The sequence below is a fragment of the Paenibacillus sp. J45TS6 genome, assembly GCF_018403285.1.
In the GTDB taxonomy this organism is placed as follows: Bacteria; Bacillota; Bacilli; order Paenibacillales; family Paenibacillaceae; genus Paenibacillus.
In genome coordinates, this window is the sequence record NZ_BOSJ01000005.1 from 193,234 (window position 1) to 219,524 (window position 26,291).

The 26,291-nt window shown below is 39.3% G+C and carries 18 protein-coding genes; 13 read left to right on the forward strand and 5 right to left on the reverse strand.

Annotation, left to right across the window (positions count from 1 at the left end; all coding sequences use genetic code 11):
- The first annotated feature begins 52 nt into the window (after positions 1-52).
- The 4 genes from KJS58_RS10100 (at position 53) to KJS58_RS10110 (ending at position 5,817) form a co-directional block, all read left to right on the forward strand.
- A complete protein-coding gene (locus KJS58_RS10100; RefSeq protein ID WP_213532404.1) occupies positions 53-1,138 on the forward strand; it encodes a 5-methyltetrahydropteroyltriglutamate--homocysteine S-methyltransferase in 1,086 nt (361 codons plus the stop codon).
- A gap of 222 nt (positions 1,139-1,360) precedes the next feature.
- Positions 1,361-3,562, forward strand: a complete 2,202-nt coding sequence (locus KJS58_RS10105) for an AAA family ATPase (RefSeq protein ID WP_249717143.1) — start codon at positions 1,361-1,363, stop codon at positions 3,560-3,562.
- A gap of 59 nt (positions 3,563-3,621) precedes the next feature.
- Complete coding sequence (locus KJS58_RS25440; protein WP_249717144.1) at positions 3,622-4,407, forward strand: DEAD/DEAH box helicase; 786 nt, start codon at positions 3,622-3,624, stop codon at positions 4,405-4,407.
- A 270-nt stretch (positions 4,408-4,677) separates the two neighbouring features.
- The gene (locus KJS58_RS10110; RefSeq protein WP_213532405.1) at positions 4,678-5,817 is read left to right on the forward strand and encodes a 5-methyltetrahydropteroyltriglutamate--homocysteine S-methyltransferase; all 1,140 of its coding nucleotides are present in this window, start codon (positions 4,678-4,680) and stop codon (positions 5,815-5,817) included.
- Positions 5,818-5,920: 103 nt separating this feature from the next.
- On the opposite strand, the gene KJS58_RS10115 is transcribed toward KJS58_RS10110, so the two are convergent.
- Entirely contained in the window at positions 5,921-6,457 is a 537-nt protein-coding gene (locus KJS58_RS10115) for a GNAT family N-acetyltransferase (RefSeq protein WP_213532406.1), read from the reverse strand.
- 38 nt (positions 6,458-6,495) lie between these two features.
- The gene (locus tag KJS58_RS10120; RefSeq protein ID WP_213532407.1) at positions 6,496-7,152 is read right to left on the reverse strand and encodes a GntR family transcriptional regulator; all 657 of its coding nucleotides are present in this window, start codon (positions 7,150-7,152) and stop codon (positions 6,496-6,498) included.
- Between the two features lie 90 nt (positions 7,153-7,242).
- On the opposite strand from KJS58_RS10120, the gene KJS58_RS10125 reads away from it, so the two are divergent.
- A complete protein-coding gene (locus KJS58_RS10125; RefSeq protein WP_374705801.1) occupies positions 7,243-8,154 on the forward strand; it encodes a DMT family transporter in 912 nt (303 codons plus the stop codon).
- A 146-nt stretch (positions 8,155-8,300) separates the two neighbouring features.
- Here KJS58_RS10125 and KJS58_RS10130 read toward each other — a convergent pair whose 3' ends face one another.
- A complete protein-coding gene (locus KJS58_RS10130) occupies positions 8,301-9,152 on the reverse strand; it encodes an aldo/keto reductase (RefSeq protein ID WP_213532409.1) in 852 nt (283 codons plus the stop codon).
- A 317-nt stretch (positions 9,153-9,469) separates the two neighbouring features.
- Between KJS58_RS10130 and KJS58_RS10135 the strand changes: the two genes are divergently transcribed.
- From KJS58_RS10135 to KJS58_RS10145, 3 genes are all read left to right on the forward strand, one after another.
- Complete coding sequence (locus KJS58_RS10135; protein WP_213532410.1) at positions 9,470-10,420, forward strand: AraC family transcriptional regulator; 951 nt, start codon at positions 9,470-9,472, stop codon at positions 10,418-10,420.
- 251 nt (positions 10,421-10,671) lie between these two features.
- The gene (locus KJS58_RS10140; RefSeq protein WP_213532411.1) at positions 10,672-11,652 is read left to right on the forward strand and encodes an aldo/keto reductase; all 981 of its coding nucleotides are present in this window, start codon (positions 10,672-10,674) and stop codon (positions 11,650-11,652) included.
- 202 nt (positions 11,653-11,854) lie between these two features.
- Positions 11,855-12,925: a leucine-rich repeat domain-containing protein gene (locus KJS58_RS10145; RefSeq protein WP_213532412.1), complete on the forward strand. Its 1,071-nt coding sequence runs from the start codon at positions 11,855-11,857 to the stop codon at positions 12,923-12,925.
- A gap of 189 nt (positions 12,926-13,114) precedes the next feature.
- On the opposite strand, the gene KJS58_RS10150 is transcribed toward KJS58_RS10145, so the two are convergent.
- Complete coding sequence (locus tag KJS58_RS10150) at positions 13,115-13,447, reverse strand: hypothetical protein (RefSeq protein ID WP_213532413.1); 333 nt, start codon at positions 13,445-13,447, stop codon at positions 13,115-13,117.
- Between the two features lie 461 nt (positions 13,448-13,908).
- On the opposite strand from KJS58_RS10150, the gene KJS58_RS10155 reads away from it, so the two are divergent.
- The 3 genes from KJS58_RS10155 (at position 13,909) to KJS58_RS10165 (ending at position 17,187) form a co-directional block, all read left to right on the forward strand.
- Positions 13,909-14,340 carry a hypothetical protein gene (locus KJS58_RS10155; protein ID WP_213532414.1) on the forward strand — a complete coding sequence of 144 codons (432 nt, stop codon included), beginning with the start codon at positions 13,909-13,911 and terminating at the stop codon, positions 14,338-14,340.
- Between the two features lie 75 nt (positions 14,341-14,415).
- Positions 14,416-14,982: a DUF4256 domain-containing protein gene (locus tag KJS58_RS10160; RefSeq protein WP_213532415.1), complete on the forward strand. Its 567-nt coding sequence runs from the start codon at positions 14,416-14,418 to the stop codon at positions 14,980-14,982.
- A 495-nt stretch (positions 14,983-15,477) separates the two neighbouring features.
- On the forward strand, positions 15,478-17,187 hold the full coding sequence (locus KJS58_RS10165; RefSeq protein ID WP_213532416.1) for a cellulase family glycosylhydrolase: 1,710 nt from the start codon (positions 15,478-15,480) through the stop codon (positions 17,185-17,187).
- 167 nt (positions 17,188-17,354) lie between these two features.
- Here the strand turns inward: KJS58_RS10165 and KJS58_RS10170 are convergent, their stop codons facing one another.
- Positions 17,355-18,242 carry a LysR family transcriptional regulator gene (locus KJS58_RS10170; protein WP_213532417.1) on the reverse strand — a complete coding sequence of 296 codons (888 nt, stop codon included), beginning with the start codon at positions 18,240-18,242 and terminating at the stop codon, positions 17,355-17,357.
- A 183-nt stretch (positions 18,243-18,425) separates the two neighbouring features.
- On the opposite strand from KJS58_RS10170, the gene KJS58_RS10175 reads away from it, so the two are divergent.
- Positions 18,426-19,580, forward strand: a complete 1,155-nt coding sequence (locus KJS58_RS10175; RefSeq protein WP_213532418.1) for an MFS transporter — start codon at positions 18,426-18,428, stop codon at positions 19,578-19,580.
- A 421-nt stretch (positions 19,581-20,001) separates the two neighbouring features.
- Complete coding sequence (locus KJS58_RS25445; protein ID WP_283771259.1) at positions 20,002-26,205, forward strand: family 43 glycosylhydrolase; 6,204 nt, start codon at positions 20,002-20,004, stop codon at positions 26,203-26,205.
- Positions 26,206-26,291: the final 86 nt, after the last annotated feature.

The following is a 26,291-nucleotide window of genomic DNA, read 5'->3' on the forward strand; positions in this document are numbered from 1 at the left end:
TATTTTATTATGCTATCCTTTTTGTTACATCAAAATTCAAGGAGAGACATCTATGATACCATTTCACCATGATCATGTAGGCAGCCTACTACGTCCTACAAACCTAATACAGGCACGTGAACAATATAAATCCGGCATCATCACACTTGATCAATTAACATCCGTAGAAAATGAAGAGATTATCCGCATTATTGATAAGCAAAAACAAAATGGTGTACTTGGCATTACTGACGGTGAATTCCGCAGAAGCTGGTGGCACTTTGATTTTTTGGGCGGTCTTGATGGAGTAGAATATTATGAAAAAGAGACTGGGCTTAATTTTCATAAAATGGAGACTCGTAAGGAAGGCATCCGGATTACCGGTAAAATTGATTTCTCATCCCATCCATTCATAGAGCATTTCGGGTTTCTTCATGATCATGCGGGGGATGCGGTTGCGAAGCAAACGATTCCAAGTCCTAATATGCTAGTCTACCGTGTTGATTATAATGAAGAGATTTATCCGAATCGGGAAACATTCCTCAAAGATACAATTGCAGCTTACCAAAAAGCAATTCAAGCATTTTATGATGCGGGTTGCAGATACTTACAATTAGATGATACCGCTTGGGCAGATTTATTCTCGGAAGAAGGTCATAACAAACTGCGTGCCAAAGGCTTAGATCCAGCCGAGGAAATGAAGGTAATGCAGTACATGATTAATGAATCGATTGCCCATAAACCAAAAGATTTAGTGATCACGATGCACATTTGTCGTGGAAATTATAAATCTAACTTTTTTGCGAGCGGCGGATATGATTATGCTTCTGAAACGATTTTTGGCGGCTTAGATGTGGATGGGTTGTTCCTGGAATTCGATGATGAGCGTTCAGGAAGTTTTGAACCATTGAAATATGTGAATCGCAAAAATCTAAAAATTGTATTAGGATTAATAACCTCTAAATCAGGTGAATTGGAAGATAAAGAAAAGATAAAAGCTCGCATAGCAGAAGCAGCTACCTATGTACCGCTTGAACAGCTATGCTTAAGTCCGCAATGCGGATTTTCATCGACGGAGGAAGGCAATATTCTAAGTGAAGAACAACAATGGAGTAAACTTCGTTTTGTTAAAGAAATCGCAGATGAGGTTTGGAAGTAATTTGATTCTTTGCATTTTAAGCTGTTCCTAGATTGAGATAAAGCTATTTAATATTATATAGGTTGGATGATTTGACCTAAGTAAAGGGAGCGATTTGGCTCCCTTTTTTTATATGCTCCCTAGTTTCATCCCTAGACACCTAATTTCATTTCATTGACTTATAATCTATTTTTCCAAATTTTATTATAATATTATGTAACTGAATGCTAGAGGAGTGAAAAGATGGAGATTACCAAAAGGGTTTTAAAGACTTGGCACTTAGTTGAAGCGTTGGTTCCAAGTGAAGTGCCCGGTAAGGGAGAAACGGTGAAAGGAAGTTATTTCACAGACAATAAAAATCGGAACCGCACACGTTTGATTGATCTTAATGAAACTCCGTGGAAGAACGACATAGTAAAGGATAATGAAAACTCTCAGGTTCAATTCCGCTATTACTTCGCTTGTTTTGAGCATCATAAACTTGTCAGCTTTATACGTGAAGCTTTTATGAATAAGGATGAGATTGTTAATAAGGAAAATAAAACATTATTTAGTTTTTCTTTTTTGGTTGATGATCAAGGTAATTATATAAAAGAGTCAATATTCGTTCCTTTTTTAATGTATGTAATACAATTTTTGGCGAAAACTTCAGAGGTGAAATATGAGGATCTGTTAACTCCTTTTCAAAGTAAATTGAAATTATTTGAAGAACAAGCACAAACCGTTTTTATTAATGGTGTAACAAAGGAATCCTTACTCTTAATTCAACAAGTATACCAACAATTTTTTCATAGATTAGATGACAATTCATTACATTATTTAGAGATTGAAGTGTTGAAAGCTGGTCAAATTTCTAAACAAAAGAATTTTAATAGCTTCTATATAAGTGACTTGGAACTGATCTTAAAGAAAGGAGAAAACGAAGCGCTCAGTCAGTTTGTAGAAGGAGTACCTATAGAACAGCGCTTGAATATAAATGAAAATCAAGAATATATTGAAGATGTTTTACAGCCTATTCATTTACCGCATGGTAGGTGGCCATCTCCAGTAGAGCATAGACTATCTTTAATGCAGCAAGTTGCTGTAAATCAAATGTTTAATAGTAATCAAAAAATAAGTTCTGTTAATGGACCACCTGGCACAGGAAAGACCACTTTATTAAAAGACATCTTTGCTGACATTGTAGTTCAAAGAGCTGAAACAATAGTGAAATTGGCTACTCCAACCCAAGCTTTCACAAAAGTAAAATCAATTCATTTAAATGGTAAGTTTTATCCCATCTATTTATTGGATTCAAATATTAAAGAGTATTCTATGGTAGTGGCTTCGAGTAATAATGGAGCAGTTGAAAATATCTCTAAGGATCTACCTAAACGAGATGAAGTTATACGTTCTTCGGGTAAAAGTAAGTTCAATCATTATGAAGAGTCGTACGCTGTAGAGGCGCAGGATTTATCGATGTATCCGATTGCGGCAATGGATCTGTTAGGTAGTCATGATGAGGCATGGGGATTATTTTCAGGAGCTCTTGGTAAATCAGATAATATATCAACGTATGCTTGGAGTTTGTATAAAAGGAAAGAGGATGGAACTTCTTTTCTACAACAATTGGAACAAGACAGTAAACAGGTAAACACGAAGTCCTGGGAGAATGCTGTTAAAGAATTTGAAGATACGCTTAACTCGGTTAAGAAAAAAAAGGAGAGTCTCCAGAAATTTCACGACGAATATAAGAGTATAAAATCTTCTATTGTCCTATTGAGAAAGTTAGAGGAACAGTTACCTGATCTTAATCAAGAACTAATGGATCTAGGGAACGAGAAGTCCCATTTAGAACAGCAAAAACAACTCACCGAACAACAAATTCAATCCCTGACAAAACTTTCTCTCTTACAAAAGATCTTAGGTAAAAAAGATACAAAAAAAATAGAATTAGAAAATGAATTCTACGATATTATTACTCGATTGAAAGAAGTAGGGAATAAGTTTTATATAAAAAAGGCAGAGGTTGAAAAATCTAAAAAGATGATAGAAGAACTCAAAGAAAGGGAATCTGCTTTTGCAAAACAGCTGGAAGATTATAAAATGCAGGGGTTAATATTACCTGATGAAGATTATTGGTCGAACACACAACAGGCATACGAGTTTCGGCAATTAAATACGATTTGGCTTACAGATGAACTGAATTTCGAAAGAGGATTACTGTTTTTAAAGGCAATGAAAATCCATAAAATGATGTTGGCCTTCAATTTTGAAGCCATTAAATCAACTTTACGCTTATTGATTAATCGTTCAAATTTAGATCTTAACGATATGGAACATAGAGAATACTTGAAGAATATGTGGCAAACGGTTCATTTAATTACTCCTTTGGTAAGTACAACTTTTGCAAGTTTTAGTTCGATGTATAAAGGAATAGAAAAGGATTTTATTCAGTATTTATAGATGAGGCAGGACAAGCGAGTCCACAACAATCGGCGGGTGCAATATGGAGATCTAAAAATGTGGTAGTAGTAGGTGACCCAATTCAAATTGAGCCAGTTATCACCTTAGATCAAACCATTTTAGGAGATATTAAGAAATATTTTAACGTAAGTGATAGATATATTGGAATGGGATCCTCCGTTCAAACCATAGCCGATGCAGCTAATCGATATGGAATGACGAGCGGTTATGGTCAATGGATTGGTATACCATTATGGGTTCATAGAAGATGCTTAAATCCTATGTTCACTGTGGCGAACGAAATAGCTTATGATAACAAAATGGTATTGGGTAAAGAGGGGCGAGGCAAGAGTATCTGGTATGACTGTAAAGGATCGGCTAAAAATCGTCAATTCGTGGAAGAACAAGGAGAATTGGTGGCAGACCATATGATTGAACTATGGAAGAAAAACGCTGGTCCTCCCAATGTATATATAATTTCTCCGTTTACGGCAGTTAAGGAGGGCATTAAAAAAATTCTAAAAGCAAGATTGAAGAAATTGGGGATTTCTACAGAAATATTAAATGATTGGTTGAGGAATTCTGTAGGTACAGTCCATACCTTTCAAGGAAAAGAAGCAGATATTGTTTATTTAGTAACGGGAACCGACGAAAATGGAGATGGAGCAGCAAACTGGTCATGTTCCAAGCCTAATCTACTAAATGTAGCTGTGACACGCGCCAAAAAAGAGTTCTATGTAATTGGTGATTATCAGCGATTTTCTAAGAAACTTTACTATTCTTCTATTGTAGAAAACGTAGATGAAGTCAAAATTGGTAGTAGATTGGCCGTGAATACTCAATAAAGTCGCAAAGGTAGCATGTTAGTTGAGCGGCTGCCTTTGTCCAATTATAGTTATCGAATATGCAGTTAAACTATGTAGATAACCTTCAATATAATTCTATTTATGTAATGATTACCTACAATTTTATTATTGCTTAGATATTCGGTATATACCATCTTCGAAATCTGCTATAGCTAAAAACTATTACCTGTCATAGCTTATTGGTAGATCAGTATATTCCGTGAGATGTGCTATATTGAATTTACAATTTATTATACGAGGAGATAATCTATGAGCACTCAAACCGAACCTAAAAAACGAACTGTTACTCCATTTAGATATGATATTGTTGGTAGCTTTCTACGCCCTCCTGCGTTGAAAGAGGCTAGATTTAAGTTCAAGAACGGCGATATTAACGCCGAGCAATTGAGAGAAGTAGAGGACGACGAAATCGTTAAACTCGTTCAGAAACAAAAAGAGGTTGGTCTTCAAGCGGTAACGGATGGCGAATTCCGCCGTTCATGGTGGCATCTAGATTTCTTCTGGGGGTTCGACGGTGTAGAGCGGACAATCATTGATCAAGGCTACCAATTTACTGGCGCGGAGTCGAGACCCGAAACTGCCCGATTGACCGGGAAAATAACTTATAGCAGCCATCCTTTCGTTGCCGATTATACATATTTAAAAGAAGTTGCAGGTGAGGATGTCGTTGCACGTCAATCGATTCCTGCGGCTGCTCAATTCCTGTTCGAGCTGGACCGGGCAGAAAATAAGGAAATCACGAAGTTGATATATCCCAATCGTGAAGAGCTGATTTCGGATATTGCCAAAGCATACAAAGCGTCGATTCTTGCCTTTTATGCAGCGGGTTGCCGCAGTATTCAGATCGACGATTGTACGTGGGGAGCGCTTTGCGACGAACAGTTCATGGAAATTATGAAGCAAATTGGCGTAGATGTAGCTGAATATGCGAAGGAATTTGCAAAATTGAACGAGGAAGTGGTTTCAGGACTGCCGGATGATCTCGTTGTAACTACACATGTATGCCGCGGCAATTATGTTTCTACTTATGCAGGAGTAGGTGGAGGTTACGAGCCAATCGCGCAAACGCTTCTAAACATCAATAACTACACTGGCTACTATCTGGAGTTTGATACGGAACGGGCAGGAGATTTCAAACCATTGCGCTTTCTGAAAGACAATCAGCTGGTCGTGCTGGGCCTATTTTCTTCCAAATTCGGTGAGCTTGAAAGCAAGGAAGATATTCTGAAACGGATCGAGGAAGCGAAGCAGTATGTCGATTTAAACCGGATATGCCTAAGCCCGCAATGCGGTTTTGCTTCCACGGAAGAAGGCAATCACCTGACAGAAGAGCAACAATGGCGCAAGCTTGCGTATATTAAAGAAATTGCTGACGAGATCTGGAATTAATGATAAGTTAGATTAAAGCTCTTTAGCCGTGCGGATGATCATTCACACGGCTAAAGAGCTTTTTTATATAGATTGTGTTAAACACAGCCAGAGAGCGAAATATTTAGAAAGGTAAGTCATTTAGTTTAATAGGTGTTAGTGCTTTACTCTCCCAATCGTCCCTAATTATTGCATAGCATATGGAGTCGGAAACACTGCCATCATCATTTTCCCAAGCGCATCGTAAGTAACCTTCTTTAACAAATCCGCACTTATTAAGTGTTTTCCTCATCGCGATGTTATCACTTCGGGTATATGCTTCGATTCTTATCTTATTATCGGGTAACCCGAAAATGTAATCGGTAATCCAACGAACAACTTTTGTTCCGTATCCTTTTCCTCTAACATTGTTATCTAAACGAATGTCAAACAAGGGGATCGTATCACTTATATCGTGAATAATTATCAAGCCGATTTTTTTATTTTTGTTTTCTATCCAGTATGTTTCCCTGTCTTCTTGATACCAACCCTCATTGTAAGCGTTAATAATTTGTCTCTGTGAGAGGTTGGGGTTTGAATGGAAATTCCAATAATGATTCGTCATAAAAGAGACCAACTCATCTAACTCATTTTCAAGTTTCTTAAAATTAAGTTCACTCATGTTTCCCCCCCCTTAAACTATCAAAAGTGTGAAAAGTTTCAGCTCATGTCAGACAGGATACTACTTAAGCTATTCATCCAATTTTCTCGTAACATAGTAGTAGCCACTTGAAGATCTTTATTCTTAACTCCTTCGATAATTATATGATGTTCATTTAATGATTTTTGTTTAGGGCTTGCTTTATGAAAATAAAATGATTCAACACGAAGTATCTTATCCTTTAATTTTGTTAGTATTTTTTCTAACTCTTTGTTGCTAGATAGATTTACGAGAGAGTTATGAAACTCAATGTCATACCTCAAACACTCTTTTGCGTTATCAGCCTCAATTGCATCACTATATTTCTTATTGATCTTCTCTAATTTCTTAATTTGACTAGGCGTTACAGATGAAATAGCGTCTTGTAGCGCAAGGGTTTCAAGAGCAACAACGATACTATAAATTTCTTTAGTTTCAGTGATATTAATAGGAGCAACCATGGTATAACTATTAGGCTTACTGATAATAAACTCCTCGTCTTCTAACCTCAGCATTGCTTCCCTAACAGGTGTTCTACTTATTCCTAATTGATCAGATAGTTCAGCATCTTTAATTTTTCTGCCTGGTTCTAATTCACCTGATATAATCGCATCTTTAATTATTTCATATGCATTGTTACGCATGGATACTCTGTTAATTTTTTTGTTTAAATCCATCTTCATCACCTTTGGAAAAACTTTACTTTATAAAAACTGATATGTAATATATCAATTATGGAAGGAAATTTCAAGCATCGAAGGGAGTTTATCGTGAAATCAAGTACAATCAACAATTTGCTAGTTGTCACCATAATATGTATATCGTTATCAGCGATCTTTGTAAAATTGTCTGATGCACCATCAACAGTCATGGTGATGTACCGTATGTTTTTAGGATGTTTGTTACTTTTACCTCTTTTTATAAAGCACAGAAATACGTTATCCAAGATAACAAAAAAAGAATGGGTTGCTTTACTTTTTGGAGGCATTTTTTTAGGCGGTCATTTTGGGTTGTGGTTTGAATCATTGAACCATACTTCAGTAGCCAGCTCCACTTTAATTTTGGCATTGCAACCTGCCATAGCATTAATTGGAGGGCTAATCTTTTTCAAAGAAAAAATGAAATTAAGCACAGTTTTAACTTTAGGAGTCGCTTTTATCGGTGTTTTAATTGTGGGCGGAGGCAACTTTGGTTTAGGTCAAGAGGTGTTTTTGGGTAATTTGCTATCATTATTTTCCGTTTTTTCAGTGGTTTTTTATTTATTAATTGGTCAAGGAAATGTTAAATCGATTAATCATTGGGTTTACAGTTTTATTGTTTTCTTTTTCGCAGGCTTAACTATGACAATATTCAACATGATCGGAAACATACCTATGACAGGATATACCGCAAATGATTGGATCGTTTTTCTTTTACTCGCCATATTCCCAACAGGTGCACACATCATTTATAATCTTCTCCTGAACTATGTCAATACAACAACGGTCTCTATGAGTACACTTGGAGAACCAGTAGGTGCTTCTCTCTTAGCTATGATATTCTTCAGAGAAATGTTGACTGTAGTTGAAGTTATTGGAGGTTCTCTGATCCTTACAGGGATATACTTATTTCTTAGGTATCAAAGTGGTTCTAATCAAGTCCTATCAGAGCAGCCCAAAACTGTTAATAATAGTCAATAATAATAATATTTCTGCGGCTTTTCATGTATAAAAGGGAACAAGTTCTTCTCCAAGGACAAGAACTTGTTCCCTTTGTCGTAAATGACAAGAACATAGTCGATAACTGATTAGTTGATGAGCATTATCTAGTGAAAAAATAGCTAATATTAGATATCAAGCTTACGAGTACCAATCCATTTCACCATTTCAGGGTCGTTATGTGAAAAGAATAAACTTTGTTTCGTATCTAAGGTAGTAATTAACTCCATATCTTCTTCGTTTAATTTGAAATCAAAGATATTGAAGTTTTCAACCATTCTTTCTTTGTGTACTGATTTCGGTATCACAACAACTTCTCTTTGTGTCAACCAACGCAAAACAACCTGAGCAACGGATTTATTATACTTTTCAGCTATGGATAGCAATATCTCATTTTGGAACAAGTTGTTTTTTCCTTCGGCAAAAGGACCCCAGGACTGGATCTGAACATTGTTTTCTTTCATGAATTTAGCACTTTCCATTTGCTGGTTGAAGGGATGTGTTTCGACCTGGTTTACAGCAGGAGTTACATCGTTATGAATAATCAAATCGATTAGACGATCTGGCTGGAAGTTACTAACACCGATGGCACGGACCTTTCCTTCACGGTACAATTCTTCCATCGCACGCCAAGAACCATAAATATCGCCTAAAGGCTGATGAATCAAATACAAATCTAAATAATCCAATTGCAATCTTTCCAGTGATTTTTCAAATGCTATTTTTGTACGCTCATAACCAGTATCTTGGACCCAAAGTTTCGTCGTGATAAATAAGTCTTCTCTTGCCACACCACTACGTTTAATCGCTCTGCCCACGGATTCCTCATTTTGATAAGAGGCTGCGGTATCAATCAGCCGATATCCTGTCGTAATCGCATCATAAACGCTTTGTTCACATTCATTTGGTTCTGTAATTTGAAAAACACCAAATCCAAGTATCGGCATCTCAACACCGTTATTTAAAGTTACTTTTTGCATGTAAAATCCTCCTAGTTATTTGAAAGTTAGTAATAAATAAGAGTTAATCTTATCTATTACTCCGATCAAAGGTTATCCCCACGCCATCCGGCAAGACAATATAAACTGTGAAAATACTGTAATGGTAAGCTTCTTTTTATACCAATAACTCGCTAATTATTAATAATTAGATCTTTGGGGCATGTCTTTATTATGCATCCCTGAACAAAGAACCGATATCTAATTCGTCTCAAATCATTGCCTAATCCTCTCAATACGATTTCATTTCTACAAACGAATGCGTATAATCATATAAAACACTCATTAAGGAGGGGCCGATGGTTGAAGAAATAGAAATCAGACAAAAAAACATTACAAAACTGATTAACCGCCATTGTAAACAACCAGGAGTATCAAAGACGATGATTCCTTCTTTGTTCCTTATTCGTTCGGATAAGATGCTTGAGCCAGCTTACAGAGTATTTAATCCTTCCTTTTGTTTTGTTACTCAAGGGTTAAAAGAAATCTACTTAGCTGAGGAGCGCCTGGAATATGGCCCGTCGAATTACCTGATAACCTCTATGGATCTTCCGGTGATTGGGCAGGTAATAAAGGCTTCACCTGAAGTTCCGTATTTGAGTTTAAAACTTGAGATAAATCAAAATGAAATTTTAGAGGTGTTGAAAGACGCTAAAATTCGTTCCAAAACAAAGGAGAATGCTTCAAGAGCCATGTTCGTCGGTCAGATCGAGTTATCGATATTGGATGCCGTGCTCCGTTTTGTTCAATTGCTCGATTCTCCTGAGGACATTCCGTTTCTTGCACCTATTCATAAGAAAGAGATCATCTATCGACTCCTTCAAGGACAATATGGCTGGGCGCTTGCACAAATTGCAATGGAAGGAAGCAGCGCCTATCGTATCAGGGGAGCAATTGATCAAATTATCCAGCATTATGATCAACCTTTACGAATTGAAGAGCTTGCAGAAGTCGCTAATATGAGCACTTCTTCGTTCCATAGACATTTTAAAGAAATCACGAACATGAGCCCTCTTCAATTTCAAAAACATCTTCGTTTACAAGAAGCCCGGAGTCTATTATTAATGGAGTCAGGGGATGCTACTGAGATTGCGTATCGGGTTGGTTATGAAAGTGCATCCCAGTTTAGCCGTGAATATTCTCGAATGTTTGGTTTTCCTCCCAAGGCGGACATAAAGCGACTTAAAGAAAAGTTTGAGCCGATAGAGGGGAATATGGATCAAAAACTCATTGGAACATCCAATGCGTGAAAAGTGAAAATCTATTGATCACAGAAAACTTATCATAATAAAAACGGTAGCGGCTCTTATTCCAGCTACCGTTTTTCGTTAACGAACAATATATGAGATCACTCAATCGCCGATAGACGTTATCCTATATTGCGGAGAGGATCGGGCAATGAAATGATACGAATAAGATAACACTTGTTCATCCATTTATTGCATAATAAAGAGGATATAGATAATGCGGATTGAAAACTAACGAAAGAGAGGATAATTTAATGGAATATGTGAAACTTGGAAACACAGGTTTAGATGTATCTAAGCTTTGTCTTGGATGTATGGGTTTTGGGGATGCAAAGCATTGGGTTCATCCATGGGTACTTGATGAGGAAGGTTCTCGAACGATTATAAAAAAGGCTTTGGATGTAGGTATTAATTTTTTTGATACAGCAAATTGGTATTCGATAGGAAAAAGTGAAGAATTCCTAGGTCGAGCACTCAAAGATTATGCCAACCGTGATGAAATGGTTATTGCAACCAAGGTGTGGGGCCGTATGCATGAAGGTCCAAATGGTGCAGGGCTTTCTCGTAAAGCCATCATGAGTGAAATAGATAAAAGTCTTAAGAGACTGGGAACGGATTATGTTGATCTGTATATCATTCACCGATGGGATTACAATACACCCATTGAAGAAACGATGGAAGCATTGCACGATATCGTAAAAGCAGGCAAGGCAAGATATATTGGTGCTTCTGCGATGTTTGCATGGCAGTTTCAAAAGGCATTACATGTAGCAGAAAAGAATGGATGGACGAAATTTGTGTCTATGCAGAATCACCTTAATCTCATTTACCGTGAAGAAGAGAGAGAGATGCTACCTTTATGTAAGGAAGAAAAAATTGGGGTGACCCCATATAGCCCACTTGCATCGGGGAGATTGACGCGTGATTGGTCAGAAACTACACTTCGTTCCGAAACTGACCAAATTCAAAAATCTAAGTACGATGGGACTATGGATGCGGATCGGATCGTAGTAGAACGTGTTGCATCTATTGCTGAAAAGCTTGGCGTTCCCCGTACTCAAATTGCTCTTGCTTGGCTGCTGCAGAAAGAGGGTGTAACTTCTCCTATTATTGGTGCTACTAAGATATCTCACCTTGAAGTCGCGGTAGAATCTTTATCGGTTACATTATCACCTAAAGAAATTGAGTTCCTTGAAGAGCCATACGTACCGCACCCAATTGTAGGTCACAATTAATTGTTTAATATGTAAGTAAGTCTATTAAGTCATTATAACGAAACGTAGACGAATTCCTGAAAATCATTCATCCCATAAATGAGATGGATGGTTTTTCTTTGTTTACGTGTCATTTTCATATTTAGTTAGTATTAGTTGGACAGAAGGGGGTGCTAATCTATAATAGGAATAATATGTATTTTCATAGGGGGGGAGAACTAGTATGTTAAAAATGTATACAGACCCTAAAGGGGAAGCTTATAAGCAAGTTATAGATTTAGCGATACAGAATTCGGAATGTTTTGTGCTGGGTTACAAAATGGGGGATTTACCTAGTCAGGATCAAAGGTATCAAAGCGTATTGGAAGAATTAAAACCATATTTAATGAAAACAATCGTGATACAAAACAACAATAGGGAGGAAGTCATACAAATAAGAGAAGCATATCGCAGCCATGCTTTTTATTGTTCGGGAACCTACTATTTTTATAAATCATGTGAAGAAAGTGGTCTCCTATTAAAGCGATTTGCAGGAAGCCTATCGGATTGGATTTTCCCCAATTTACCAGAAGACTTGTGCTTCTTAAAAAAAGATGGCGAAGACTATCTTTATTCCGTTGTACATGAGCATATGTACGGGATAAATGTGTCAGAGAACGAAGCGATCGAGCTGATGGATCAAATTACAGGACTTTTCATAGAAATAGAGGCACATCGGGACTTCAATCGTCTGCTGGATGATGCTATTAAGCAAAAAACAGATCGGCTATATATAAGTGGATATAGACTGAAGAAGCTGCCAGATCGAATCAGCGAACTTACAGAGTTACGATGGTTAGAAATATTTGAACAAGATCTTTATCGGTTACCTCAAGCGTTGTTCGAGTTAAGTAAGCTAGAAAGTTTGAAGATCATGACAGCAGAACTTGAAAGCATTCCGGAATCCATTGGTAAATTAAAGAACCTAAAAGAACTGCAAATCAGTTGTGCTAGTTCAGATAGACCGGATTCCACTTGGCGGATGAAATCAAAGGAAGAGATCAGTTTAAATCGTATTCCTCCTGAGATTGGAGAACTTGAGCAGTTGGAGCAGCTAACGATCAATTACACATCGATTCATGAACTACCAATTGAGTTAGAGAAACTCAAGCGACTCAGGTCTCTAGCAATAGTAAGTTGTATGATAGATCAAGAACCAGCTTTTCTTCAACGGATGAAGCAGCTAGAGTACGTTAATGTGTCAAGGAATTCAATCTTCGAAAGTCTTGCTTTGAATGAATATGAAATGGATTAAATTATGTTTGAAAGCCCAAAGAGAGGGTAATTAAAGATATAGATGTTATATTCAGTGTCTAATCATGAAGTAAATTAAATTGGATGGATGTAGAAGCATGATGTGCAGTCAAAGAAAAACAAGGCCAGACCTCACCTATGAAAAAGGGAAGACTGACCTTGTATTTATATGGCTGTATCATGGATAACGTTAAGCGATATGTGGTTCAATAGCTTGATGGTAACTGTACAGGGATTCGTTAATGATTGTACTCAAGAAAACGGGATCTATGTCCCATAGTAGTAATTCCGCATAACGCCAAGCATTCTCTTCAATGCGCAGCCGAATTTGGGCTTGTTCAGAGACAGTGAGAGGTCCATCAAGAAGACCTGATAGATGTTCCAATTCTGCATCCTCAGCATGACCCAATTCATGAGCTAGAATAACAGAAATATATGAATGTAATGGAGCAAGTGAGCCGAATATCATTCTGCATTGCTCCATAATTTCTTTTTGATATAGATACACGGTATGACTACTCATGTGATATTTGCCACCAACGAGGCGATTGTCCGGGAAAGTGGATTCAATCTGGACAAGCGCACGGCTACCTGAGCGTTTCAGCAGCTCCGTTACAGCCTGATTAAATAATTCTATGTTCAGTTTGGTTCACCTGTCTTCTAAGTAGAATGAAATTCTTATAGCAAAAAGTACCGACATTGCTTCTTTCGTATAAATAGTATATATCAATTATAGAGCCAAATGTATAAATTTTTAAATATTTTTTTACATATGAGGGGTAGAGTGTTTTGGGATCCTTCACCAATCGAATCACCTTAGAGGGATGATTCCGCCAAGGGGATTAGAATTTAAAAAGAGCAATTGGTCAATGCGATCAGTTGCTTTTTGGTATGTTAACTTTCCAAATAGTGTGAGAAATAAACGTATGACTTGTATAAATTTTATATAAATGAAGCACCGTATATTAAAAAAGGATGTTTCATTTGAACTTAAAACAATGTGTGATCCTTATCATCTTAATGAGTGCTTTTTTCCGTATTCCAACTCTTTCGTTTGCTTCAAATCCAGATGTTAGGGAAAAACAGCTTGAGGAAGCATTGTTGCAACAGCTTCATTCAAACATAACTGGAGCACTCAAAAGTATTTATAAAACAGAATATGTTATGATTGGATGTACAGAGATATCAAATATTCAGCAGCCCGAAGCAATGAGAGATCAGATTGGTAAAAGAAGCATAAATGTAGATGCAATGAATGGTGGGAAATACTTCGAGCTAACTATAAGCTTATGTAGAGTAGGACCCAATGAGGACAACGTCGAACTATACTTTAAGAACGATACTGCCGGGGCTAATTATTATTTGGTCGATTATAAAATTATTACTGGCGAAAACAGTCGGAAATTAACCGAATAATTACATATGTTCTAAGAGAGAAATGAAAGTGATGATGTTTTTATAAAGATCCAAACATATTATGGGAGGTTCAGTATGAACAACGAAAATAAAGAGTTGTCACCAGAACAACGTGACGAAATACTCGGAACATTAAAAACCCGTTTTGAGAAAAACATGAATCGTCACGAAGGACTTGAATGGGCAGCAGTAGAAGCAAAACTGGAACGGAATGCAGAAAAACTCTGGTCACTTTTTGAAATGGAAAGAACTGGCGGTGAACCTGATGTTACTCTTTATGATAAAGAGACGGGGGAATATTTTTTTTGTGATTGTTCGGCAGAAAGCCCTAAAGGCCGCAGAAGTGTGTGTTACGATCGGGCCGCTTTGGAATCAAGGAAACAACACAAACCGCAGAATAGTGCTATGGATATGGCAGTTGAGATGGGGATTGAGATTCTGACAGAAGAGCAATACCGGGAGCTGCAGAGACTTGGAAAATTTGATACGAAAACATCGAGCTGGGTGAAAACACCTGATCATATTAGACAACTCGGCGGTGCCATCTTTTGTGATCGTCGCTACGACACTGTTTTTGTGTACCACAATGGTGCAGATTCTTATTATGGTGTCAGAGGTTTCCGTGGCTCGCTGAGAGTCTGAATTTGTTTGTTATTTTCTAAGGCTGTTACGATGAATCAATGGAGTTATCCGGAAAGAAGTAGATAGTCCCATTAGAAGTCGCCTATATGGCGACTTTTTTCGCGTTGCTTTTATAAGTAGTAACGAGCGGGAAAGTAAGTCTTAATCCAACTACAATTCCTTGTATGAATGCTATCAACAGTTGGTTATCGAGTCGGGGTCATAATTTGTTAAATAATACTAGATTCATGTCTCTTATAGCTATTGAGTTAGAGAAGGGTTAAGCTTATACTCACAGATAAAGAAAGCGATTACAGTAATAGAAAGCAGGTGATCCTTCTCCTCTTTGTAAGCTTACTCCTCAATTGTATCCACGTGGCAATGTTCTAACAGATTATCACAGTGGAGGGAATGTATTTTCTTACCTTTGTAAAGAGAACCATCGAATAGCAGCTTACATCTTCGTGATCCATCCATCATATGGTATACGTCAAAAATATGAAAAAAGGACTTGGTATGAATAATAAAAAGAGTTTTCCTTTATGGGCAATGCTGATCTCTTTGGTTTTAATAGCAGGCGTTCTTTTTGTAGTGGGTCCCATCATTTCAGCTGAAAAGCAGAAGGAGAAGAAGAGTGAAATGCAAACTTATGTAGAAAAAATGCAGCCAGGATGGAACCTTGGAAATACGTTTGATGCAACAGGTGATGAAACATCCTGGGGAAACCCTCTGACCACCAAAGAGTTGATCGCTGAGATTGCCGAACAAGGGTACAACAGTATCCGCATTCCAATTACGTGGGAGCACCGTATGGGCGACGCTCCTGACTATACGGTTGATCCGGATTTTATGAGAAGAATTGAGGAAGTTGTAGATTGGTCACTGGATGAAGGTCTTTATGTCATGATTAATATCCATCACGACTCCAGCGAATGGGTGAGGTACATGGATACGAATCATGATGAAGTATTAGAGCGATTCAATGCCTTGTGGACACAAATAGCAGATCATTTCAAAGATCATCCCAGCAAGTTAATGTTTGAGAGCATTAATGAACCTCGATTCTCAGAGGATTGGAATAAAGATGAACCTGGGTATTTTACGATGCTTGGTGAATTGAATGATTCTTTTCATCACATCGTGCGAACTTCTGGTGGGAAAAATGGAAAGCGCCCGCTAGTTATTCCAAGTATAACGGCCTCTGCTTCCAAAGCCAGATTAGAGGAACTATACAAGACAATAACCAGTTATAACGATCCTAATCTGATTGCGACCATTCATTATTACGGATTTTATCCTTTTAGTGTCAATATGGCGGGAGCAACTAAGTTTGATGAAGCCGCTCAGAAAGATATCATGGATACGTTTGATCGGACATATGAGCGGTTTACGAAGGAAGGTATTCCGGTCATTGTGGGTGAGTTCGGGTTATTGGGCTTTGACAAGTTTTTGGGGACCATCCAGCATGGAGAGAAACTGAAATACTTTGATTTTGTAAATGATTATGCCGGTCAAAAAGGGTTTACAACAATGCTATGGGATAACGGTCAACACTTTAACCGCAGGGAGTTCAATTGGTTTGATGAAGATTTGTATGCTGTTATCAAAGCTGGTTTCAAAGGTCGTTCCTCCCATGCGATGTCTGATCTTGTCTATCTGAAGAAGGGAGAGAATGTTCAGGACGTATCCATTCCTCTTGAGCCGAACGGAAATGAATTTCAAAATGTAAATATGAACGGAAAGAATCTAATGAAAGACCGAGATTACACAATACATGAGAACATACTCACTCTAAAAGCCAATTTCCTTGGTCAGTGGTCTGATACTGCTTATGGGAAGCAAGCAGAGCTCAATATCAATTTTACCTCAGGAGCCGATTGGAAACTTAACATTATTACCTACGATGTACCTGAGCTAAGTGAGGCGTCAGGATCTTCGGATGAACTGATCATTCCAGTACAATTCAATGGAGATGAGCTGGCTACTATGGAATCCCTGTATGAGGATGGGCGAAATGCAGGGCCAGCGGATTGGACTTCGTTTAAAGAGTTTGGACACTCATTCGTTCCATCCTATGAGACAAATGAGATCAAATTAACAAAAGCTTTCTTTGATGAAATCAAAGACGGGCAAGTGACTTTGAAGTTTCATTTTTGGAGTGGCGAAATACTAGAGTACATCATTGAGAAAGATGGGACTAGAGTAACAACCATTAAATCATCTTAAGAAGGATAAATTATCTTTAAGGGAAGAGGTCTAATAAGACCTCTTTTTTTGCTGTATATCATTTCGAACTTCAATAGGAATCCCGGACCAAAAATCAGTCAGGAGCACTGCAAACGTCACTAAAGTATTATTAATCTTGTTGAATGGAGGGGGTTTTTCGCAGCGAATTACTTGTAATTGGAGAAGTATTGTTTAACAAATTGGAGAAAATGAACAGCCGCTTGAGATAAATAGTGTTTTTTGTTCCAGGCAATTCCAAACGTTCTTATACAAATGGGCTCAATAATCTTTAGTTGAACAGTATCTTTGTTATGAACCCTGTTTCCAAGTGATAAAGGAAGAGTAAGAGTTATACCAAGCCCCATCTCAACTAATGTTAGGATCGCACTTGTTTCTTCTAGCTCAAAGGCTACATTAGGTTCAAATCCTGCCTGACGACAATATTCATCCGTAATATCTCGAAAGCTAGTTCTAGGAGGCAAAGAAATAAAGGGTTCGTTAGACACTTCACTCAAACGAACGCTTTCTCTTGAAGCTAATCGATGGTTCTTCGGAACGGTTAAGCTCATTTCTTCTTCTACTAAAGTCAGCCATTCAATATCGGGACCGATGATCGGAAAGGTGGATAGACAGAAATCAATATTAGATTTGTCTAATTCCATCTTCATTTCCGTGGTAGAGTTTAGTTGACGCTGGGATATGCGGACATCAGGATAAATCGCCAAAAACTCCTTTAATAGTGTTGGCATAATGTGAGGAAGCATCATACATATCGTAAGATGTCCTCGACTTAACCCAGCCATTTCTCTAATCTCCGTCTCGCCTTCTTCTAATGCACGAAACGCCTCTTCAATTTTATCTAAGTAAACTTTACCATACGGATTTAATTTCAAATGCTTCCCATGTCGATCAAATAAGGGTACACCTAATTTATTTTCTAAACGTTTTATAGCGTTGCTTAGGGACGGCTGAGATACATTTAACATTGTGGACGCCTTCGTCATGTTTTCATATTGAGCAACGGTTTGAAAATACTTTAATTGCAGGTATTCCATACATATCCTCCATATCACATCAATGTAATATATAAATCATATAATTAGTATTATACATGATAAAAAATAGTATGTATAATAATTTACATATCATACAGCTTAGAAGGATGGGGTAGAAATGTCGGAAGAACGACAGAAGATATGGACGAAAGATTTCGTCATTATTTGTTTAAGTAGTTTTTTATGTTCCTTACTTTTTACGTTTCAGCTACAGCTTTTCCACTATATTTACGAGATAGTTTAAGTGGTAATGCACAGCAAATGGGATTAGTGATTACCATATACGTTATTGGAGGAGTTATTATTAGGCCATTTTCAGGTCTGTGGGTAGATCGTTTCGGTAAAAAGAATCTTGCGCTGATCGGGATGATTATTTTCTCGCTCGCTTGTATTGGCTATTTCGGTGCAAAAGGTATCGCTCTATTCTTGTTCATTCGTTTTGTACATGGCATGAGCTATGCTGTTGCTTCAACGGCAACAAATACACTAGCAGCTACGATGATTCCATACACTCGAAAAGGAGAAGGTATGGGATACTTTAGTATGTTTATGAGTATAGCCATGGTTATTGGGCCTGCTTTAGGCCTATTGCTGTGGAAAGATCAAAACCGGATGCTGCTTCTGGCTGCGATTAGTGTTATAGCCCTCATATCTTTGCTATTAGTACTTCCACTAAAAGATAACAGCCGCTCTAAAGAGGATAAGAAGCAACTTGCTTCCGCAAATAAATTTCATATCAAAGACATCTTTGAAACAAAAGCGTTACCCATCTCGATTGTTGGATTTATTCTGGCGTTTTCTTATAGTCCTATTGCGGGATTTATGGCACCTTTCACAAATGAGATTCATCATTCTGAAGTAGCTGGTACGTTTTTCATTGTTTTTGCAATTATGATAGTTATTTTTAGGCCATTGGTTGGTAAACTTTTTGACAAGTATAGCGAGCATTATTTGTATTATCCGGGCATTATTCTATTTGGGGGCGGATTGCTCCTTTTGAGCCATGCACATTCAGGAACTACTGTGCTGATATCTGGAGTATTTATGGGGATCGGTTTTGGGGCACTCTTTCCTTGTTTCCAGGCACTTGCCATGAAGCTTTCCCCCGCACACCGAACAGGAGCTGCAAATGGTACATTTTTCCTCCTTTTTGATCTAGGATATGGAGTTGGCTCTTATGTAATGGGCTCTATCAGTTCCCATACGAACTATCGCACGATGTTTACAGTTGCTGGCATTGTCGCGCTGGCCTCTATCGTATTTTATTATTTTATTCATCATAAACGATTGGAGCCCATGAATGGAATCAATCAAACATCTACCGAAGTTGTTGAATAACGCATAAGTAAAAGTGGATAGTAACAGAATTGGTTTACATAGCTGTGAAGCGAAGTAAAGAGACTAGTATAGTACACCAATATCATACACATACGTTTACGTGAACGTATGTGTATTTTTGTATAAATAGAAGGAATGCAGAGGATGTAGCTTATTTTGAAGAGTTCAACGTTGACGGCTCGCCGAAGATGTCCGCTAAGCGGCTGTTCCGTTTTGAAAAACAAAAAAATTCACCTTTTAAAAAAGATATTACATCGTGATTTTTGCAGGGGCAAGATATAATGAACTCGAACTTTAAAAAAAGTAGTTATAACAACAGTAACCAGAAGGGAGGCAATCGGATAATATCGAGCTCGGTTACACTTTTTCATCATTTTAGAAAGCGCTTTATTTATTATTATATTAAAGGAGAATCAGTATAGTGGGGAAAAAGAAGCTAATTTCGATTCTTACAACGGCTGCATTACTTTTGAATTTGATGCCGGCTGGGCTCATATTTGCAGAGGAACCCCCCAAAGAACTGGGAAGTGCGAATAACCCAATTATTTGGGCTGATGTGCCTGATCCCGATGTCATTCGTGTGGATGATGCCTATTATATGACCAGTACGACGATGCATATGAATCCAGGCGTTCCGATTATGAAATCGGTTGATCTAGTACATTGGGATATTGTCAATTATGTATATGATATTTTGGACGAAACCGATAATCAAAGATTGAGTAATAATGAAAATGAGTATGGAAAAGGCTCCTGGGCTAGCAGTCTCAGGTACCATAACGGTAAATATTATGTAGTGTTTTCTTCCAGTACAACAGGAAAGACATATATTTATCAAACGACGGATATCGAAAATGGACCATGGACACACTCAACGCTCCCTTTTTATCACGATATGTCCCTTCATTTTGATGACGATGGACGAGTATATCTCGTATATGGAGGCGGCGATATTCGTATTGTCGAGCTGAATTCGGACGCCACTGCGGTGAAAGAAGACGGAATGAATAAAATCATTATTAAGGATTCGAGTCTGGTTGCAGGATCAAACGTGGGACTTCCAGCTGAGGGTGCCCATATTCAAAAAATAAATGGGAAATATTATATTTCTCTAATTACTTGGCCGAGCGGCGGCATGCGAACACAATTGGTGTTCCGCTCTGACACTATCGACGGCCCCTATGAAGGAAAAGTTGTACTGAAAGATGAGGGCATTGCTCAAGGTGGACTGGTCGATACGGTTTCAGGAGATTGGTATGCCTTTCTTTTTGGTGACCGTGGTTCCGTCGGACGTATTCCTTACTTAGTTCCTGTCACATGGGAAAACGACTGGCCGGCATTTGGTGTCAATGGCAAAGTCCCTACTGAACTCTCTCTTCCATTACATAAAGGGGAATCCAATATCGTAAGTTCTGATGAGTTCTATAATCGCTCGGCACGATCAGGTCTCCCATATACTTTTGAAGACAGCAACACACCTGAATTATCTTCAGAACTCTCGGAAGCAGATTTTCTTGCGACGGCTGGAGGATCTTCTGGGAGGGAACTGTTAGTTAACGGTGGAATCGAGAGTGGTGTTGAACCTTGGACTGGGAACGGCACAGGCTCCGTATCCGTTACTAATGATGTTTATGGCAGCGGCGCATCAGCTCTGAAAACGACGGGGCGGACAGCGACTGGAGATGGTCCAATGCAGGTAATAACGGGAAAAGTAAATACCAATGTCACCTATACCTTCTCTGCCAAGGTAAGGTATGATGAAGGGCCAGAGCAGAAACAGTTCAACTTCAACATACAGAACGGTCCGAGCTGGCAAGGAATTAAGGTGCTTGGTTCGGCTGTGATCAACAAAGGAGAGTGGGGAACGGTCCAAGGTACGTACACGCTTCCTGTGGATGCCGATTTATCTCATACCTTTATTTTTATTGAGACACCATGGACCGCGACTCCGGATCTAAACACAGATCTGATGGACTTCTATGTCGATGACATTTCTTTTGCAGATACCTCGGTCTCGGAGCTTATTATCAATAGCGATATTGAAAGCGGTATCGAACCTTGGACCGCTAATGGCGCAGCATCTGTATCTGTTACTAATGATGTATATAACAGCGGTGTTTCAGCGTTGAAGACGACCGGACGCAAGGCGACTGGAGACGGACCGATGCAGTTGATTACCGGAAAGGTGGATACCAATGTCACTTATTCCTTCTCTGCGAAGGTAAGGTACGATGAAGGGCCAGAGCAGAAACAGTTCAACTTTAATATTCAGAACGGTCCGAGCTGGCAAGGAATCAAGGTGCTTGGTTCGGCTACGATGAAGAAGGGGGAGTGGGGAACACTCCGAGGCACGTATACGCTCCCTTCAGATGCGGATTTATCCCACACTTTTATTTTCATTGAGACACCATGGACCGGAACCCCGGACCCAATCACAGATCTAATGGACTTCTATGTTGACGACATCTCATTTACAGCTTCGTCCGCTCCCATTCCGGATACTCAAAAACCAGGAGAGAGTGAAGATAATGGCTCCAATCTAGGGCTTTCGTGGCAGTGGAACCATAATCCAGATAATAACAACTGGTCGCTCACCCAGCGTTCCGGATTCTTACGTCTTACAACGGGAAGAAAGAGCACAGGAATTCTAGACGCACGCAATACACTGACACAAAGAACGTTTGGACCGGAAAGTTCAGGTTCCATTGCCATTGAAACAGATCATATGAAAGACGGAGATGTAGCAGGTCTTGCCGCTTTCCAAAAAAATTATGGTTATGTTGGTGTTAAAAAGTCAGGAACCTCTAAATCGATCATAATGGTTAACGGGAGCGGTGAACAACCGAAAGAAGTAGCCAGCATTCCGCTTGCTGAGGATCGGGTTTATCTGAAGATTGATATGGATTTCAAAAAGCAAACAGACAAAGCCTATTTCTATTACAGTCTTGACGGAGTAAGTTGGACAGCAATTGGAGAGCAGCTACAAATGTCGTATACCCTGCCTCATTTTATGGGGTATCGTTATGCATTATTTAATTACGCGACCAAAACGGTAGGCGGATACGTCGACTTCGACTATTTTAGAGTAGACAACAAGATGACAGGAACAGGGGAGGCAGCTCCCATTCTTACAGCGAGTCTGGATGATGTCTCGGACGTTCTAGGCGTTCCGAATATAGAATTCGAAGTTCCGGTAAAAATGGAGGCATTGCCTGACGGAACCTATAATGGAATCTCTGCTTCCTTCGATATTCCTGATTTTGTATCCGTAACCGAAGTATCATTTCATACAGACAATATTAGTGGTACACCATCCTACTCATTTGCTGACCGCAGACTGGAACTGAAAGTATCCGGCAGTAACGTGAATTTTACGAATACCTCATCTGATCTGTTCGCTACGATTAAACTGAAAATGAAAGATTTTGTTCCGAAGGATCAAACAGTAAAAATCCGAACGGATTACATCAAAACAGAAGGCAGCAATGTAGTTTATAACGTGAGTGAAGCAGTGGCTACTATTGATTTGAAGGCTTTGGACACGAAAGCTCTTGCCAAAGTACCTGGATATGCGAATCCGCTAGTCAGTCATAAATTCGGCGCAGATCCATATGCGCTTGTCTATAACGATAGAGTATATGTTTATATGACAAGCGATGCTTTTGAATATGATGCAAATGGAAACCTGAAAGATAATAGTTATTCCAAGATCAACACAATCAGTGTCATCTCATCAGATGATATGGTTAACTGGACCGATCATGGAGAGATTCCCGTAGCAGGTCCGAATGGCGCTGCGAAATGGGCTAATAACTCTTGGGCTCCTGCTATTGCCCATAAGGTAATTGAAGGAAAGGATAAGTTTTTCTTGTACTTTGCTAATAATGCTTCCAGCATTGGTGTCCTTACCGCCGATAGTCCAATCGGGCCATGGACTGATCCGCTGGGGAAATCATTTATTAATAGCAGTGTTCCAGGAACAAACGGGGTAGTGTGGATGTTTGACCCGGCTGTTCTGGTAGATGACGATGGAACGGGTTATCTGTATTTCGGTGGTGGACTTCCCGGTGGGAGTAATCCGACTGAAGAGCAAATTGCTCATCCGAAGAGCGGCAGAGTAATTCAATTGGGTGACGATATGATAAGCACAGTAGGGTCAGCAAAACTCATCGATGCTCCTTATCTTTTTGAAGATTCCGGAATTCACAAATATAACGGTAAGTATTATTATTCTTATTGCTCCAATTTCGCCGGCACACATCCGGAAGGTTCGCCGCCGAAAGGAGAAATAGCGTACATGGTCAGCGATCATCCGATGGGACCATTTACTTACGTCGGAACCATTTTGCAAAATCCAAACGTGTTTTTCGATGTTGGGGGAAACAATCACCATGCCATTTTCGAATTTAAAGATCAGTGGTTTGTTGCCTATCACGCCCAAACCCTTGCTAAGGCTATGGATAAAGCAAAAGGATATCGCTCTACACATATCAATAAAGTGGAGTTTTATGAGAATGGATTTATTAAACCGATCAAGGGAGATATGGAAGGAGTGGAACAGTTAGCTGCTCTAAATCCTTACCAGCGCACCGAGGCAGAAACAATGGCATGGCAGGCCGGGATTATGACTGAGAAGTCCTTACAGCCTGGAAACATGGTGGACAGCATCAACCTTAATATAACGGATGTCAATGATGGAGATTGGCTTGCTGTTGCAAACGCAGACTTCGGTACGAGTGGTCCAAGTATATTTGAAGCTAGCGTAGCAACAACCACTGGGGGGACGATTGAAATACGACAGGACAGTCCCGTCGGTGATGTCATTGGTACGCTTGATGTGACGCCAACGGGCGGCGCGAATCAGTGGAAGACGCTGAAGACAGACGTCAAACCGGTTACCGGTGTTCACAATATCTTCTTTATGTTTAAGACAAAAGGTCAGGATTCCCTTCGAATGGATTACTGGCAGTTTACGAAGAATGATATCGAACCGGAAGTGATTCCTCTGGAATCTGTCTCCATAATAGGAGAAGCTACATCTGTTAAAGTGAACAGTTCACTTACGTTTGATTCTCAGCTGAATCCAGTTAATGCGACAAATCCAACATACCGCTGGGAAGCATTTAATAATCTTGAGATTACAGGTGACAGTGATAAAGAGACGGTAAATGTAAAGGGAATCTCAGCTGGCAATGGCACGTTGACTTTAACCGTTACCGCTGGCGGCAAAGAGATTACTACTCATATTACAATTAAGGTAAGCACCGAAGACGAAGGAAGCGGTACGCCGACTGTTCCGGGTCCTACCCCATCTACACCAGAGCCATCGGATAGACCTTTGACACCAACAACGCCACAGGCAGCATTACCTGTCGGTAAGAATGATGCAGAAATAAAAGTTGGCGACAAAGAAGTGGACTTGGGTACGATCGGCACGACTACGCAGCAAGACCAGAAAATAACGACAGTAGCACTTGATCAGAAAAAGCTAGAAAATTGGCTCTCTTCAGCGAATGAGGCCGATGTGATTGCCGTTACGGTTAAGGCAAGCTCAGAGCGTGTAATTACTCAATTTAACAAGGATATTCTAAAAGCCCTTCAGGATAAGAAGATCGTAATCGAACTACGGACCGGCCTTGGGATCTTCAAGGTTCCAGCTTCCAAAATTAGTATGAATACCTTGCCGTCATTAGAGGATGGAACAAGCACGGAAACGACGATTCAAATCGAGATTGCTGTTTCAGCAACATCAATGACCAAGGTTGCAGAACAGGCAGCAGAGGTAAAAGGCTTTAGGCTTAGCTCGGATCTGCTCGACTTTAAAATTACAACGATACAAGGAAATAACGTTACAGATATCACTCCATTTACTGGATATGTGGAAAGAATGATTCCACTTTCGGATAATTCATCAGCTAACCAGCTATCCACCGGTATTGTGATCGAACCAAAGGGTACAGTTTATCAGGTGCCGACTCAAGTCGTTACAGAGAATGGAAAACGTTACGCGAAAATTCGCAGCTTGACTGGCGGTACCTTTGCAGTGGTCACGAACTCGGTAGAATTTACAGATCTGACCTCGCATTGGGCAAAGGATAGCGTCAACAATCTTGGCTCTCGGATGATTATTGATGGAACGGGAAGCGGTTTATTCCATCCAAATACGGAAATCACTCGTGCTGAATTTACTGCACTGCTCGTACGGGCGCTTGGACTTCGTTCAGAGCAAGGAGAACTTGCGTTCACGGACGTAAAGACAACGGATTGGTTCGCTGAACATGTGAACACGGCACAAACATACGGCCTTATCACTGGGTACGAAGACGACACTTTCCGGCCTAACGAGAAGATTACACGGGAACAAGCCATGCACATTATTGCTCAAGCGATGGAAATTACTGAGCTTAAGAGAACGTTGGCAGAACGGACAGTGGAAGAGATACTGAGCAGTTATGAAGATGCAAACCGCATCTCTAGCTGGGCAAAATCGGGTGTGGCAGATAGCTTACAGGCAGGCATTGTCTCCGGAAGAAGCGCACGGGTTCTAGCTCCCAAAGCGTATATTACCCGCGCTGAAGTGGCAAAATTGACTCATGAACTGATGAAAAAGTCAGAGTTGTTTTAGAGTGATGTAATCAAGTTATAAAGTAAAATCTATAAACAAAGGCAAAGGGCAATCCCAGTTAGGGAATGCCCTTTGTTTTGTTATTA